Origin of the sequence: Streptomyces sp. NPDC093085, from assembly GCF_040683935.1 — a bacterium.
Classification (GTDB): Bacteria; Actinomycetota; Actinomycetes; order Streptomycetales; family Streptomycetaceae; genus Streptomyces.
Window position 1 is genome coordinate 303,156 of the sequence record NZ_JBFBFB010000004.1, and the last position, 15,646, is coordinate 318,801.

A 15,646-nucleotide genomic window follows, 5' to 3' on the forward strand; every position below is an offset into this window, starting at 1 on the left:
TCCGCCTCCCCGGCGGCCCGGCCCTCCTGTCGTCGTACACCGTCTTACGAGCCGGCCGTACGGACGCGCCCTGCTCCGGCAGCCCTCTAGTAGACCGGCTTCGCCGGCTCGATCTGGTTGACCCAGCCGATGACCCCGCCGCCGACATGGACCGCGTCCGAGAAGCCCGCGGACTTGAGCACCGCGAGGACTTCCGCACTGCGGACACCCGTCTTGCAGTGCAAGACGATCTTCTTGTCCTGCGGCAGGGCGGAGAGCGCGGTGCCCATCAGGAACTCGTTCTTCGGGATCAGCTTGGCACCGGGGATCGAGACGATCTCGTACTCGTTCGGCTCCCGGACATCGATGATCTCGATGTTCTCGCCGTCGTCGATCCACTCCTTGAGCTGCTTGGGAGTGATCGTCGAGCCGGCCGCCGCCTCCTGGGCCTCCTCGGAGACGACGCCGCAGAAGGCCTCGTAGTCGATGAGTTCGGTCACGGTCGGGTTCTCGCCGCAGACCGCGCAGTCGGGGTCCTTGCGGACCTTGACCTGGCGGTACTGCATCTCCAGGGCGTCGTAGATCATCAGGCGGCCGACCAGCGGCTCGCCGATGCCGGCCAGCACCTTGATCGCCTCGGTGACCTGGATGGAGCCGATGGACGCGCAGAGCACGCCCAGCACCCCGCCCTCGGCGCAGGAGGGGACCATGCCGGGGGGCGGCGGCTCCGGGTAGAGGCAGCGGTAGCAGGGGCCGTACTCGGACCAGAAGACGCTGGCCTGGCCGTCGAAGCGGTAGATCGAGCCCCATACGTACGGCTTGTTCAGCAGCACACAGGCGTCGTTGACCAGATAGCGGGTGGCGAAGTTGTCCGTGCCGTCCACGATCAGGTCGTACTGCGAGAAGATCTCCTTCACGTTCTCGGCTTCGAGCCGCTCTTCGTGGAGGATCACGTTGACGTAGGGGTTGATGCCGAGCACGGAGTCGCGCGCGGACTCGGCCTTGGAGCGGCCGATGTCCGCCTGGCTGTGAATGATCTGGCGCTGGAGGTTCGACTCGTCGACCTCGTCGAACTCCACGATGCCGAGGGTGCCGACACCGGCCGCGGCCAGATACATCAGCGCGGGGGAACCAAGACCTCCGGCGCCCACACAGAGCACCTTCGCGTTCTTCAGCCGCTTCTGCCCGTCCATCCCGACATCCGGGATGATGAGATGACGGGAGTACCTGCGGACCTCGTCGACGGTCAGGTCGGCAGCGGGCTCGACCAGGGGTGGCAGCGACACAGGGACCTCAACTAAGGGATTGGCCGGTCATTCAGTAGGTTGTTCTCCCTGTAACACTGCCACGCCGCTCCTCATTCCAAGACTCTTCGTCCGATGCGCGAGACGAATTCGTCCCAGAAGCCGGGCAAGTTCTCGAACGGGCGATTCGCGCCCGCGCCCCGGTCCGTGAAGAAGACCGTCCCCGCGCCCTGCCAGCGGGCTATCCGGAGCGCCTCGTCCAGATGGGTGCGCGGCACCCCGTGGACGAGGTGGACGAAGCGCTCCGGCGGGTACTCCGCGGTCCAGGCCGCCGCCTGGGACCAGCGGTAGTCGCTCCAGGGGCCGGAGAAGGTGACCAACTGGTCGGCGGCTGCCGCGTATCCGGGGTGCGGGTGGATGCCGTGCCCGAGGACGAGGTACCCGCCGTCGTACGGGCTCCCGCCGTATGGGCTCCCGCCGTACGAGCCGCTGTCGTAGGGGCCGCTGTCGTACGGGCCCCTGTCGTACGGACGGCTCCGGCTCCCGTACGGGCCGCCGCCGCCCGGTCCGGCGTCCAGCAGGGTCTCCAGGGTCGCGGTGACCCTCCGTACGTGCGGCAGCTCGGCGCGGCCCGCCGGGCAGCGGTCGAGGTAGAAGCCGCCGACCCGGTACCAGTCGAGGAAGCGCCGGGCGTCGGCGACGAGCTCGGCGAGGGGCCGGCCGCCGTACGCGAGATCGAGGTGGCCGAGGACCCGCAGCCGTGCGTTGGTGAGCCGTCCCGCGGCGGCGAGGCAGTGCGGGTCGGGGCGGCTGCCGGGGCCGTTCGCGACATTGAGGACGGCCCAGTGGAGCGGGGTGGCGGGGCGGGTCAGCTCGGCCCACTCCATGGGCGCGACCAGCGGGTGCGCGTAGCCGGGGACGCCGAGGCCGGGGGCGCCCGCCCCGGCGGCGGTACGACCGGCCCCGGGGCGGGCGCCGCCGGACAGACCCGGCGGGGTGAGCCCGGCGGGCGAGGAGAGGCCGTTGCCGGGGGCCGGGAAGGGGGAGCCCCGGCGGCCACCGCCCGGGGCGCCCGGGGTCAGATACGACATGCCGCCTCCATCCAGATGTCGGCGAGCGACTCCTCCAGATTGATCCGGGGGCGCCAGCCGAGCCGGTCGCGCGCGGTCCGTACGTCGGCCTGCTGCCAGGCGCCGCAGCCGTCGGGGTACGGGAAGGGTCCTGCGCCCAGGTGTTCGGCGACCGTCTCGGGGCGGGGGGCGCCGATGACGGGGTGGCCGGGGCGCGGTCCCGGGGGGCCCTGGGGGAGGTCGAGTTCGTTGAGGGCGCCCGGGAACCCGGCGACCCTGGCGAGCACGGCGGCGGCGTCCCTGAGCTTCACGGCGCGGCCGGTGCCGATGTTGACGATGCCCTGGGCCGCGGAGAGCGAGGCGGCGTGCACGGCGCGCGCGATGTCGCGTACGTCCACGAAGTCGCGCTGGGCGCCGAGTCCGCCGAGCTTCAGCTCGCCGTCGCCGGCCTGCATGGCGCGGCGCATGGCCTCGGCGAGCCGGCCGAGCGGGGAGCCCGCCGGGGTGCCGGGTCCCACGGGCGAGAAGACCCGCAGGACGATGGCGTCGAGGTCGGAGCCGAGGACCAGTTCGGAGGCGGCGAGCTTGGAGACGCCGTACGGGCCGCCGGGGCGGGGCACGGCGTCCTCGGCGGTCGAGGAGCCCTGCTGGGAGGGGCCGTACTCGGAGGCGCAGCCGAGCTGGACGAGGCGGGCGCCGCAGCCGCTGCGGCGCAGGGCCTCGCAGACGGTGGCGACGGCGACGGTGTTGTGCCGGGTGAGTTCGCGGGCGCCGCCCCGGGTGGCCCCGGCGCAGTTGATGACGACCCCGGGGTGGACTGCGTCCAGGAACCGGGTGAGCGCGCCGGGGCTGCCGGTCGCGAGGTCGAACCGTACGTCGGCGTCGTCGCCGCGGCCGAGGGCGGTGAGGTGGACGGCGGGGTCGGCGAGGAGCCGGTCGGCCACGAAGCGGCCGAGGAACCCGTTGGCACCGAGGAGCAGGACCCTCATCGCGCGGCCCCTCCGTGCGGGCGGGCCGTGGCGGAGGCCGGTACCGCCGTGGCGGGGGCCGGTACGGGGGATTGCGGGGTCATGTCGTGCGTCTCCTTCTGCGTACTTCTTACGAGGGGTGTGGGGGGTGGGGGTGGGGCTGCGGGTGTGCGTGGGGGCTTCAGGTGTGCGCCGAGGCCCGGGAGAGGGCGACGGCGGCGTGGACGAGGAGGCCGAGGGCGGCGGCGCCGCAGGCGAGGGCGGGGACGGCGGCGGGGCCTCCGGCGTGGACGAGGGTGCGGACGGGCGCGGCGAGCGCTTCGGCGCCGGGGATCCGCGCGGCGAGGACGGAGGCGCAGGCCAGGAACTCCAGGACGGCGGCGGTGGCGAGCCCGGCGGCGGCGGACTCGGGGCGGCCGTGCACCGTGAGGAGCCTCGCCAGCAGGAAGAGGGTGCCGAGCGCGACGGTGGGCGTGAGAGCGACGCTTCCGGCGTGGACCAGGCGGGTGAGCACGGCCAGCGCGGCGAGGGCGCAGCCGTGGAGCGCGACGGTGCCGAGGAGCAGCGGCCGGGCCCGGGCGGCGAAGTCGGCGAGCCCCCGGCTGGCGGCGAGGGCGCGGCGGGCCCGTACCGAGAAGAGATGCGCGCACCAGGCGGCGGGCGCGACGGCGACGGCGAGCGTGACCAGGGGGGTCAGGGTGGCGGGCCAGGGGCCGTCGGGCCCCCCGGCGAGGAGCGCGGCGAGCAGGCCGTCGCCGCAGATCAGATAGGCGAGCAGGGCGTACGTCCAGAGCCCGGCGGCCGGTACGGTACGGCCTTCGGCGCGCAGCGGCCCCCGGCGCAGACAGGCGGAGAGGGTCCCGGAGAGCGCGAAGGCCCCGGCGAGCCCGGTGGCGAGCTGCCCCTGTCCGCTGGTGTGGCCGAGGCCGACGAGGGTGAGGGAGGCGATGGCGCCGGGCAGCAGCACGAGCCCGGCCCAGGAGGCGCGCCCGGCGCGTGGGCGCCGCCGGGAGCGCGGGGCGGCGGGTTCGCCGCTCCGCACGCCGGGGTGTGCACCGGGGTGCGGGGCCGGGGGCGTGCCGGCGTGCGGCCCGGGGAGCACCCCGGCGTGCGCGCCGTCGTAGGGAGCGGCGTGCGAGCCGGGGTACGGGGTGTCGTACCGGCTGTCGTACGGGCCGGGGTGCGGCGTCCCCTGGTGCCCTCCGGCCGTGCCCTCGCCGCCCCGGGGGTGGGTGTGGTGCGGGGCGCGGGCGTACAGCTCCTCGGCGAGCGAGAAGACATCGCGGTGGCGGAAGCGCGCGGCGGTGCGGTCGGTGATCCCGTGGGCTTCGAGCCCGGCGGCGATCTCCAGCGGGTCGACGGCCCGTTCGCAGAGCGCCCGGTGCCGGTGGAGCAGGGCCTTGACGGGATCGGCCGAACTCCGCCGCCCGGCGCCGCCCCGGACGACCCCGGCGGCATGGGCCGCCCGGGCCTCGCGGGGGTGGTGGAAGTACTGGGTGTCAGCCATCGTGGTGCTCCCCCGTTCCGGTGGCCGCTCCGGCGGTCGTGCCGGTGGTCGCGGCGGTGGTCGCGGCGGCGGTCGCCGCGATGGGCCGGCCGGGCGGGGCCGCCCAGCCCGGGGCCGTGGGCGGGGCCGGGTGGCGGCGGGCCGTCCAGTGGCCCGGGATATGGGTCTCGGGCGGGTGGGCGAAGGGGACGGGGGTACCGGTGGCGTCCACGGAGTCGGCCGGGCGGTGGACCGGGGCCCGGGAGATGAGCTCCAGGTAGAGCGCGCGGAACGCGGCCAGGTTCTGTTCGACGGTGAAGAGTTCCATCGCGCGGGCGCGCGCGGCGGCGCCCAGCCGGGCCCGGCGCTCCGGGTCGCGCAACAGCGCCACGCACGCGTCCGCGAGCGCCCGGGGGTTGCGCGGGGGCACGACCAGCCCCGTACCGCCGATGACCTCGACGACCGCGCCGACATCCGTGGAGACGGTGGCGCGTCCGCAGAACATCGCCTCGACCAGGCTGATCGGGAAGCCCTCGACCACGCTGGAGAGGACGACCAGGCACCCGGCGGCGTAGGCGTCCGGCAGCTCGGGGGTCTCGGGGCCGCCGATCTCCTCGAAGGAGACGGGGTTGTCGCCGACCGCGTGCGCGTCGGCCGCCTCGTCGGGGAAGAGCTGGGCCGCGAGCCCCTGGCAGTGCGCGAGATACGCCGCGCCGGCCGCGTCCCGTACGGGGGCGCCGACGATACGGAGCCGGGTGCCCGGCTCGGCCCCGCGGATCGCGGCGAAGGCGTGGAGCAGCGAGACCAGGTCCTTCGCCGGTTCGATCCGGCCGACCCAGACGAGCGTCTCCGGTTCCTGGGGGCCGTCGGGGCCGTGGGGACCCTCGGATCCGCGGGGACCGTCCGGGCCGTCGGGATTGTTCGGGCCGTCGGGACCGCCCAGGCCGTCGGGACCGTCCGGGCCGTCGGCGCCGACAGCTCCGAGGGCGTCCTCCTCCGCGCCGTATCCCTCGCCGTATCCCTCGCCGTAGCCCTCGCCGGGTCGCTCGCCCGACACCGCGTCGTATCCCTCGCCGACCGCCGCGAAGCGCGCCGCCTCCATCCCGGGGTAGACCGTGCGCAGCTTGGCGGGGTCGGCGCCGCACCGTTCCTGCCAGCGGCGGGCGTGCAGATTGCCCGGGGTGACGATGCCCGCCTGCCGGTAGATCTCGGCGGCGAGCCGCCGGTGGAACGCGGCGAGCAGCGCGCGCACCGGCGCCCGCGACGCGGCGTCCGCGCCCCCGGCCCCGGCGCCCGCCGCCGCGCCCGACGTCGCCAGGTAGTGCGCGCGCAGCCGTACGCCGTACTCGGTGACCAGCAGCGGGACCCCGAAGAAGCGTTTGGCCAGCAGCCCCGCCAGGGCGGCGGAGCCGCCGGATGCCGCGTGGCAGAGGTCGACCGCGCCCAGGCCGTCGTCCTCGTCGTACCAGTCGAGCGAGAGGGGGCGGAGCGCCCGCTCCAGCGCGTCGGCGAAGGCGAGGAAGTCGGGCACCGTCGCGCTCGCCACGCTCCGGCGTGCGCCGGGTGCCCGGCAAGCGGCCTCCAGAAGGCGTCCCGCGCTCTCGGAGCGGAGGGCCGTGGGCAGCCCGCCGCGCTCCCTGGCCAGGTCGGCCAGGCCGTACAGCCCGGCGGCGAAGACCTCGGCGCCGGCCCCGCCCGTGCCACTCCCCCCGCTCGCCCCGCCCGCGCCGCTCTCCGAGCAGATCGCCTCGGCCAGTTCGCCGAAGTGGAGCGCGAACCGGCGCCGGTCCCGCCGGCCGAACCCCCGGCTGTCGTCGGCCGGCCCCCAGAGCGGCGCCGTGCGCACCCGCTCGGCCGGCACCCGCGGCGGCAGCAGCACCCACCCGCCGCGCTCCTGGCGGGCGCTGCGGCTGAGCGCGTAGATGTCGAACGTGTGCGGTGCGAGCCCGCGTACGAGCCGGTCGCACCAGAGCCTGGACTCACCCGTCGCATACGGATACCCACCCTCCGTAAGCAGTCCGATCCGCACGAGCGCACCCCCGATCTCCCTTGTGGGCGGCCACCGTTGATCGGCGGACCGCAGCGGAAAGACCGTAAGCGGACAACCCGGTGGTACGACGGACGGTTGTCCGTCGTACCACCGGAAGGGGTGAATGCACGTAACTTTCTCGTTCCGGTAGCGTTCTGTGGCGCTACGAAAGGAGACGGTTACGCGGGGTACTTCCCAGGGGTCAGATCAGGGCGGCTTCCGCCGGGGGCACCGGCAGCGCTCTGCGGGCCGCGCGGCGCGCCGCCGCCACCCCGGGATCGAGCGCGGGAACGGCGGCGAGGAGCTGCTTCGTGTACGTCTCGGAAGGCGCCCCGTAGACCTCCTCGACCGTGCCCTGCTCGACGATCCGGCCGTCCTTCATGACCGCGATCCGGTCGCTGACCTGCCGGACGACGGCGAGGTCGTGCGCGATGAAGACCAGGGCGAGGCCCAGCTCCCGCTGGAGCTCCGCGAGCAACGCGGTGACCTGCGCCTGCGTCGTCACATCGAGCGCGGAGACCGGCTCGTCGCAGACGATCAGCCGGGGCTCGGCGGCGAGCGCGCGGGCGATCCCGACGCGCTGGCGCTGACCGCCGCTGAACTCGTGCGGATACCGGTCGTACCGGTCCGGGTCGAGCCCGACCCGCGTCAGCAGCCCGCGCACCCGCTCCACGGTCTCCTCCTCGTCGAGCACCCCGGCGGCCCGCAGCGGATCGGCCACGGACTCGCCCACCGAGCGGCGCGGATTGAGCGAGGAGACCGGGTCCTGGAAGATCATCTGGAGCTCGCGGCGGTAGGGGCGCAGCTCCTTCTCGGAGGCCGCGCCGATCTCCGTGCCCCGGTACCGCAGCGTCCCCGCGGTCGGGTCGAGGAGCCGGACGAGCATCCGCCCGAGGGTGGTCTTGCCGCTGCCGGACTCCCCGACGATGCCGAGGGTCTGCCCCGGCTCGACGGTGAGCGAGACCCCGTCCACGGCGGTGACGGTCTGCCGTCCGCGCCGGAACTCCCGGCGCAGCCCGGCCGCTTCGATCAGCGGTCCGCCGGCCTCCACGGGAACCCGCTCCACCGGTCCGTCCACCCTCGGCACCGCGGCGAGCAGCGCCCGCGTGTACGGCTCCCGGGGCGCGCCCAGCACCTCCGCGACGCCGCCCCGCTCGATCTGCCGCCCGTCCCGCATGACCAGCACCTCGTCGACGCTCTCCGCCGCGACCCCGACGTCGTGGGTGACGAGGAGCAGCCCCATGCCGGTCTCGTGGCGCAGGTCGTGGAGGAGGTCGAGGATCTGCGCCTGGACCGTCACGTCGAGCGCGGTGGTCGGCTCGTCCGCGATCAGCAGGCGCGGTTCACAGGCGAGCGCCATCGCGATCAGCGCACGCTGGCGCATTCCGCCGCTGAACTCGTGCGGCCGGGAGCGTGCGCGGCGCGCGGCGTCGGGGATGCCCACGCGGTCCAGCACCTCGACCGCCCGCGCACGCGCCGCGCGCCGGGTGGTGTCGTTGTGCACCCGGTAGACCTCGGCGATCTGGTCGCCCACCGCGTAGTACGGGTCGAGCGAGGAGAGCGGGTCCTGGAAGACCATCGCGGCCACCGCGCCGCGCAGCGCGCGCAGTTCGCGGTCGGTGGCGGTGGCGAGGTCCGTACCGGCGACCCGGACCGTGCCGCCGACCCGCGCGCCGGTCCCCCGGTGCAGCCCGAGGAGCGCGCCGGCGACGGTGCTCTTGCCGCTGCCGGACTCACCGACCAGGGCGAGGGCGCGCCCCGCCGCGAGCGAGAAGGAGAGCCCGTCCACGGCGCGTACGGTCTCCTCGCCGGCCGCACCGGCCGCGCCCCCCGCGCCGAACGCGACGGTCAGGTCCTCGACCAGCACCAGCGGTTCGGCCGCCTCCGAGAAGCCCCCAGGGGAGCCCCCGGAGGCGGCCCCGGTCGTGCGCGTCACAGCAGTGCCACCCTTCGGTCGGCCGCGGCGTACAGCAGGTCCGCCACGACATTGGCCAGTACGACGGCCGCGCCGGTCACCAGCACCACGCCCATCACCACCGGCAGATCCACGTCCCGTACCGCCTCGATCAGGGTCTTGCCGATGCCGGGGATGCCGAACAGCGTCTCGGTGAGCACCGCACCGCCGATCACCGTGCCGAAGTCGTTCGCGTTGAGCGCGATGACCGGCGGCAGGGCGCCGCGCAGCGCGTGCCGTCCGACGACCGCCCGCTCACCGACGCCATAGGCGCGGAAGGTGCGGATATGGTCGTCGGCCAGCGTCTCCAGGGTCGAACTCCGGGTCAGCCGCGCGTATTTGGCGCTCTCGAAGAGCCCGAGGGTGAGCCAGGGCAGCAGCATGTTCCACGCCCACTGCTCGGGGTCGTCGCTCAGCGCCACGTACGACGGGAAGGGCAGCAGCCGCAGATAGGCGCAGACCAGCATCAGGAGCAGCAGCCCCAGGATGAAGACGGGCGTGGCGGTCCCGACGAGGGTGAGCAGGGTCAGCGCGCGCTCGGTGATGCCGCCGCGCCGGAGCGCGGAGAGCAGCCCGGTGCCGACGCCGACGGCCAGCCAGACCGCCATGGCGCCGACGGCGAGGGAGAGCGTGGCGGGCAGCCGCTCCAGCAGGAGCTGGGTGACCTGCTGGTCGGACTTGTACGAGAAGCCGAGGCAGGGCGCGTCGCAGTGGAGCAGCGCGGTGCCGGTGGAGTAGTCGCGTCCGGCGACGATCCCGCGCAGGAACTCCCCGTACTGGGTGAGCACGGAGTGGTCGAGCCCCAGCCGCTCGCGGACCTGGTCGACCTGCGCCGTGGAGCACCGTTCCCCGCAGGAGAGCCGGGCCGGGTCGCCGGGCGCGAGGTAGAAGAGCGCGTAGATGACGACGGAGAGCACGAGCAGGACCAGGAGCGCGCCGGCGAGCCGTTTGATCAGATAGCGCGTCATGAGGCGGTGTCCTTGAGGTCCTTCGGATCCTGGAGAGGGGTACGGGCGGACGCGTCCGGGATACGGTCCGACGCGTCCGCCATACGGGACGACGTGCCCGCCGTACGGTCCGAGGCGTCCGCCGTACGGTCCGAGGCGTCCGCCTTGCGGTTCCGGCCGCCCGCCCGGGTCCCGACCCGCAGCCGGCTCGCCTCACGCGGGTCGAGTGCCGTCCGTACCGCGTCACCGAGCACGGTGAAGGAGAGCACGGTCACGAAGAGCAGCCCGGCGGGGAGCAGGACGTACATCGGGTCGGCGCGGAACCAGGTCTGCGCGGTCGACAGCATCACGCCCCACGACGGGGTGGGCGGCTTGACGCCGACGCCGAGGAAGGAGAGCGACGCCTCGATGACGATGTTGGTGGGGACCAGGATCGCCGCGTAGGTGATGACGGGCGCGGCGAGCGAGGGCAGCAGTTCGCGCCGCGCCACCCGGAAGGGCCCCGAGCCCGCCAGCCGGGCGGCGGCCACGAAGTCGAGGTGTTTCAGGGTGAGGGTCTGGGCCCGTACGATCCGCGCCGTACCGCCCCAGTTGAGCAGGCCGATGATGAGGATCAGCAGCAGCGGGCGGGGGAAGTCGGCGGAGACGACGGCGGTCAGCGCGATGGCGAGGACCAGCATCGGCAGGGCGATCATCACATCGGTGACGCGGCTGAGGAGGGTGTCCACCCACCGGCTGCCCAGCCCGGCGGCGAGTCCGACGGTGATGCCGATGGCGACCTGCACCGCGGTGGCGCCGACGGCGACCAGCAGCGAGATCCGGGCGCCGTAGAGCAGGCGTACGAAGAGGTCGCGCCCGGTGGAGGGCTCGACGCCGAGCCAGTGGTCGCCGCTCACCCCGCCGAAGGAGCCGAAGGGGACGCCGCCGCGCGCCGAGTCGACGAGGTCGTCGTGGTACGTGTTGACGTCCTGGCCTTCGAGGGCGGCGAGCAGCGGCGCGGCGAGCGCGAGCGCCACCAGCAGCGCGAGGACGCCCCCGGCCACCAGGGCCGAGGGGCGGGCGCGCAGCCGGCGCCAGACCTGTCCGGCGCCGGAAACCCCGCCGGAGGGCGCGCCGGGCGGTGCGGCCGGGGCGGCCGGGAGGGAGCCCGCGGGGCCCGCCGTCCCGGCCGCCACCGGATCGGGAGCGGTACTCACTTGACCGCGACCTGCGAGATGTCGAGGACGCCGGTCCAGTCGCTGATCACGATGTTCTTGACGTCCTTGCCGTACAGCCGCTTGTAGACGGGGTGGAAGAGCGGTACGTCGAGGGCCTGCTCGCCGATCTTCTTGTCGAGTGCGCCCCAGCGCTTCGCGGCGGCGGAGAGGTCGGTCAGCTTGTTGATCTCGTCGATCTCCTTGTTGACCGCCGGGTCGTCGAGCTGGGCGTGGTTGAAGTTGGAGCCGTCCTTGACGATCTGCCGGCCGTCGAAGATCGGGGCGAGGAACGGGCCGCCGGACGGCCAGTCGGCGCCCCACCGGGAGAGGAAGAAGCCGGGCGAGTCCTGGTAGCTCCAGCGCGCCTCGTTGAACGCGTTCGGCTCCAGGCCCACCAGCTTGACGGTGATGCCCGCCTTCTTCAGCCCCTCCTGGACGGCGGTGGCGACCTCGGGGCTGGTCTCCCGGTTCTGCGCGGTGGAGTGGGTGAGGGAGATGGTCAGCCCGTTGGGATAACCGGCCTCCTTCAGCAGCTCCTTGGCCTTCGCCGGGTCACCGGTCTTGCCGGCCGGGAAGTGGTCGTACGGCGTGTAGCCGAACGCCTTCTGCTCGGGCAGGAAGGTGGTGGCGGGCTCGGCGAGCGCGGAGCCGCCCGCCGCGTTGATCACGCTGGTGCGGTTGACGGCGTACGCGATGGCCTGGCGCACCTTGGGGTTGTCGAACGGCTTCACCTTCGGGTTGAAGGCGAGGTAGTTCGTGTAGCCGAAGTGGCCGGTGCCGACCCGCGCGGCGAGCGCCTTGTCGCTGCCGACCTGGGCGAGTTCGGCGGGGCCGAGGTTGGTGTCGGTGGTGACGGCGGCGGCGTCGGCGCCCGAGCTGGTGGCGAGCCGCTGGTTGATGACGGCCGCGTCGAGACCGGCCTTGACGTCGATCTTGTCGGGGTAGGCGTGGCGCTGGTCGTCGGTCTTCTCGGACCAGTGGGGGTTGCGCTCCAGCACCATGTGCTGGCCGTCGCCCTCGTTCTTGACGACCTTGTACGGGCCCGAGGAGACCGGGTGCTCCTCGTACTTGGCGCCCTTGTCCTTCGCCTTGGGCACCGGCGCGAACTGGGTCTGGGTGGCGACGAAGGGGAAGTCGCCCTCGGGCTTGTTCAGCTTGAAGACGATGGTCCTGGCGTCGGGGGTGACGATCGAGGCGAGCCCCTTGGGAGCCTTGTAGACGCCCGGGTAGTCGGCGCCGCCGACCAGCCAGTCCCGCAGGTAGGGGGCGCCGCCGGAGAGCTCGGCGGCGAAGGAGCGCTCGATGCCGTACTTGATGTCGGCGGTGGTGATCGGGGTGCCGTCCTCGAACTTCAGCCCCTCTTTGAGGGTGTACGTCCACTCGGTGGCGTCGGCGTTGGGCCGGCCCGTGTCGGTGGCGAGGTCGGGGACGACCTTGGTGCCCTCGGCGCCGTTGGCCCGGTTGCGGGTGGTCAGCGTACGGAAGACGAGCGAGGGGACGTTGCCGCCGCCGGAGGTGTAGAGGCGTGCCGGGTCGAAGTCGGTCTGCGCCTCGGTGTTGAGCACCGAGAGCGTGCCGCCCTTCTGGGGCTTGCCCTGGGCCGCTCCCTCGCCCTTGGCATCGTTGTCCTGGGGGCCCGCGCAGGCGGCGGCCCCCACGGCCACGGCCAGGGTGACGGCTGCCGCGGCCACGCGGCGGTGGTTGACGGACGGTTGACGCATCGGGAGAGCCTCTCGGTGGGCTGCGCGCACGGCGGGCACAGGAGTGACGGCGTGCACCAGGGTGGCAGGGGTGGGCAGGGCGGAACAGAGGGCGTGGGGCGCCCGGTGTCCGCGCGGGCGGCAGCGGCCGAGGTGGTACGAGGGGGAGCCGGACGCCGCGTCCGCGCTACGGACAGGGGTGCGCCGGGCAGGGTCGGCCCGCGGCGCGGTGGCGGCGGGAGGGACGGGCCCGGGGCGGCGTCAGCTACAGAGAATGTCGGCCACGCACAGCGGCGTCACGCCGATGAGCGCGAGCTCAATGGCGGCGTGACGGCAGGCGGGTGCGTGGGCGGACGACATGGGGAGAAATATGAACGAGCGGATGTTCGCATGTCAACGCGGAGTGAGACATCGCGCCCACCATGCGGACAGACCCTGGACGCCCGGGAACCCGTCACCGCTCCGGGTAGACCCAGGGGTTCGGGCGGCACTTGATGCCGTCGATGTCCAGCGTCTTCGTCTGCTGCTGCATCACCGGCGCGAGCGCGCCCGGCGTGCGGCAGCTCACATGGTTGTGGCCGAGCCGGTGGCCGACCTCGTGGTTGATCAGCATCTGCCGGTACGGGAGCATCGCCTTCGGCCCGAAGGTCGCGGCGCCCCGCGCCCACCGGAAGGCGTTGATCATCACGCGGTCGGTCGATGCGGAGTCGCAGGAGACGTTGTCGACGGTCGTGTCGAGTCCGGATTTGGCGCACCAGACCCCGGTGGTCCCGGGGCTGGCCAGCGTGATCACGAAGTCGGGCTCGCCGCTGGAGACCCGTTCGAAGGTCATGGCCCCGTTGTGGGCCCAGCTCCGCTGGTCGTTGAGGGTCTTCTGGACGGCGTCGGCGAAGAGCGTCCCGTCGAGGCCGAGCCCGTTCTCGATGTCGACGCGGTAGCGGAACTTCTGTCCCTTGCCGGGCGCCTTCGCCAGCCCGGGCACGGCGGTGAAGGTGCCCGCCGCCGTGAGGTCGGCGTCCAGCGGGAACTGCCGGGTCATCAGCTCCGCGTACGTGGCCGCCGGGGCGCTCGCCGCCACCGTCGGCTCCCCGGCGTGCGGGGCGGTCCGGTCGTCGGAGCGTGAGGCGCCGTCCTGGTCCGTACGGTCGCTCCCGCCCGCCGCCGTGGCCCCGCTCCGGTCACCGGCGCCGCCGGTGAAGTGCCCGATCACCACGACCGCCAGCACGGTGGTCACCGCGGCGGCGGCGACCCCGGTGAGCGCGCGCCCCCACCCCGGTCCGGCGGACTCGTCCCCGCCCCCGCCCCCCGCGCCGTCCTCGTTGCCGTCCTCGCCGGTGACCGTGGTACCGGTACGGTCGCCACCGTCCCTGGCCCCGGGCACCGGCGCGGCCACCGGCGCGTCGAACGCCTCCACGAACTCCTTGCGCGGCCCGGGCACCACCGGCACCGGGGCGGTATCCGCCACACCGGCCCCCGCCTCACCGGGCGCCGTACGAGCCGAGGCGCCACCCGGCCCCGTACGCCGGAAAGCCCCGCCCGGACCCGGCACCGTACCGGCCGGCGCACCGCCCGACCCGCCGCCCACCGGCCCCACGCCGGACGCCGCACCACCCGGCCGCGCACCACCGGGCCCCGTACCCGCCGGGGCGCCGCCCGGCCCGTCACCCGCCGGGCCACCGCCCGGCGCCGTACGGCCGAAAGCCCCGCCCGGGCCCGTACCCGTCGAAGGGGCGCCCGCAGCGCCCGTGGCCCGGTCCTTCGGGCCGCGGGCCGGGGTGCCGCGCCAGTCGCCGTAGCGGCCCTGGCCGCCCCAGCCGCCGCCGGTCTCGCGCTGCTCGGGGTGGCCGCCGCGCACCTGGGGGACGCCGTGCGCGGGCGTGCCGTACCCCGGTCCGCCGTGCTGGTCGGGGCCGAGCGCCGCACGGCCGCCAGGGCCCGGTTCCGGGCCGGGCCCGCCGTCCTCCTCGGGGCGCCGGCGACGCCCCTGGCCGGGGCCCTCGCGCTGCTCCTGGCCCGGGGAGCCCTGCGATACGGGGCTTCTGCGGCTGTGTCGTCCCACGCCCCGGATCAGCTCCTGCCGTCTTCGTCCGTCGGTTCTTCGTGCGCCACGCCCGGCCGGTTCTCGGCGATGAGTTCCCGGCAGGCCTCCGCGACCTCGCGCGGGTACTCCATCATGGCCACGTGCCCCGCGTCCGGGAGCGTGAGCAGCCGTGCGTCACGGAAGGCGGCCGAGGCACGGCGCGCCATCCGGTACGAGACGAGCTGGTCCCGCCCGCCGTAGACCAGCAGGGTCGGGGCGAGTACCCGTTCCGCCTGCCGCCACAGCGCATGCTGCCCGCCGAGCGTGTACGCGTCGACGATACCGCGTGCGGAACCCCTCATCGCCGCCCAGAAATGCGGCAGTTGAAGCCGGCGTTCCATCTCGGCCACGGCGTGGCGAACATCCTCCGCCGCGGCCCGCGCCGGGTCGCCGTAACAGAGCCGCACCACGCCGAGGGTGCGCTGTTCCGCCGTCCACCCCCGGGTCAGCCGGCCGAAGAGCCCGGCGACCCCGGGCACCGCGAGCAGCGCCGTGGGCAGCGCGGTCCGCTGCACCAGGAGCTCCGGGAGCGCCGGGGAGACCAGCGTCAGCGTGCGCACCAGGTCGGGCCGGACGGCGGCGACCCGGGTGGCGACCGCGCCGCCGAGGGAGTTGCCGAGGAGATGGACGGGGCCGCGCCCCGCCGCGTCCAGCAGCCGGATCACCGCGCGGGCATGGCCGGGCACCGAGTAGTCGCCGTCGGCGGGCGGCGCCGAGTCCCCGAAGCCGGGCAGGTCCACGGCCTCCCCGTCGACCAGGTCGGCGAGGTACGGCATCAGCGCCGACCAGTTCTGCGAGGAGCCGCCGAGCCCGTGCACGTACAGCGCGGGCCCGGCACCGGGCCGGGTCGCCGGGCGCGCCCGTACGGCGAGGTCGAGCCCGGGGAGCGTGACCCGGCGCAGCTCCTCCCCCTCCGCGACCCGGACGGGGCCCGCCTTCGGAGCCGCGGCGGCGGCTACGGATCGCGGCAGCTCGGTCGAGGACATGCGGCAA

At 74.4% G+C, this 15,646-nt stretch carries 12 protein-coding genes; all 12 read right to left on the bottom strand.

The annotated features are described in order from the left end of the window. Positions 1 to 86: 86 nt before the first annotated feature. The 12 genes from moeZ to AB0O07_RS15080 all read right to left on the bottom strand — a co-directional run bounded on the left by moeZ (position 87) and on the right by AB0O07_RS15080 (position 15,639). Positions 87 to 1,265, bottom strand: a complete 1,179-nt coding sequence (gene moeZ / locus AB0O07_RS15025; protein ID WP_365632182.1) for an adenylyltransferase/sulfurtransferase MoeZ — start codon at positions 1,263 to 1,265, stop codon at positions 87 to 89. Positions 1,266 to 1,336: 71 nt separating this feature from the next. Next, positions 1,337 to 2,314 (bottom strand): spherulation-specific family 4 protein, encoded by a 978-nt coding sequence (locus AB0O07_RS15030; protein WP_365632185.1) that lies wholly within the window; start codon positions 2,312 to 2,314, stop codon positions 1,337 to 1,339. Further along, a complete protein-coding gene (locus tag AB0O07_RS15035) occupies positions 2,302 to 3,282 on the bottom strand; it encodes an NAD-dependent epimerase/dehydratase (RefSeq protein WP_365632188.1) in 981 nt (326 codons plus the stop codon). Before AB0O07_RS15035 ends, AB0O07_RS15030 begins: the two co-directional genes overlap by 13 nt. 160 nt (positions 3,283 to 3,442) lie before the next feature. Next, complete coding sequence (locus AB0O07_RS15040; RefSeq protein ID WP_365632191.1) at positions 3,443 to 4,768, bottom strand: hypothetical protein; 1,326 nt, start codon at positions 4,766 to 4,768, stop codon at positions 3,443 to 3,445. Further along, positions 4,761 to 6,776, bottom strand: a complete 2,016-nt coding sequence (locus AB0O07_RS15045) for a glycosyltransferase (RefSeq protein WP_365632194.1) — start codon at positions 6,774 to 6,776, stop codon at positions 4,761 to 4,763. Before AB0O07_RS15045 ends, AB0O07_RS15040 begins: the two co-directional genes overlap by 8 nt. Before the next feature lie 202 nt (positions 6,777 to 6,978). Then, positions 6,979 to 8,712 (bottom strand): ABC transporter ATP-binding protein, encoded by a 1,734-nt coding sequence (locus AB0O07_RS15050; RefSeq protein WP_365632197.1) that lies wholly within the window; start codon positions 8,710 to 8,712, stop codon positions 6,979 to 6,981. Beyond that, positions 8,709 to 9,698: an ABC transporter permease gene (locus AB0O07_RS15055; protein WP_365632200.1), complete on the bottom strand. Its 990-nt coding sequence runs from the start codon at positions 9,696 to 9,698 to the stop codon at positions 8,709 to 8,711. The genes AB0O07_RS15050 and AB0O07_RS15055 overlap by 4 nt, the downstream gene beginning before the upstream one ends. Continuing rightward, positions 9,695 to 10,852 (bottom strand): ABC transporter permease, encoded by a 1,158-nt coding sequence (locus AB0O07_RS15060; protein WP_365633060.1) that lies wholly within the window; start codon positions 10,850 to 10,852, stop codon positions 9,695 to 9,697. Before AB0O07_RS15060 ends, AB0O07_RS15055 begins: the two co-directional genes overlap by 4 nt. A gap of 17 nt (positions 10,853 to 10,869) precedes the next feature. Then, positions 10,870 to 12,594, bottom strand: coding sequence for an ABC transporter substrate-binding protein (locus AB0O07_RS15065; protein WP_365632203.1), 1,725 nt, complete (start codon positions 12,592 to 12,594; stop codon positions 10,870 to 10,872). A gap of 240 nt (positions 12,595 to 12,834) precedes the next feature. Further along, on the bottom strand, positions 12,835 to 12,933 hold the full coding sequence (locus AB0O07_RS15070; RefSeq protein WP_365632206.1) for an Ms4533A family Cys-rich leader peptide: 99 nt from the start codon (positions 12,931 to 12,933) through the stop codon (positions 12,835 to 12,837). Positions 12,934 to 13,027: 94 nt separating this feature from the next. Beyond that, positions 13,028 to 14,632: a DUF3152 domain-containing protein gene (locus tag AB0O07_RS15075; protein ID WP_365632209.1), complete on the bottom strand. Its 1,605-nt coding sequence runs from the start codon at positions 14,630 to 14,632 to the stop codon at positions 13,028 to 13,030. An 8-nt stretch (positions 14,633 to 14,640) separates the two neighbouring features. Next, positions 14,641 to 15,639: an alpha/beta hydrolase gene (locus AB0O07_RS15080; RefSeq protein ID WP_365632212.1), complete on the bottom strand. Its 999-nt coding sequence runs from the start codon at positions 15,637 to 15,639 to the stop codon at positions 14,641 to 14,643. Positions 15,640 to 15,646 lie beyond the last annotated feature (7 nt).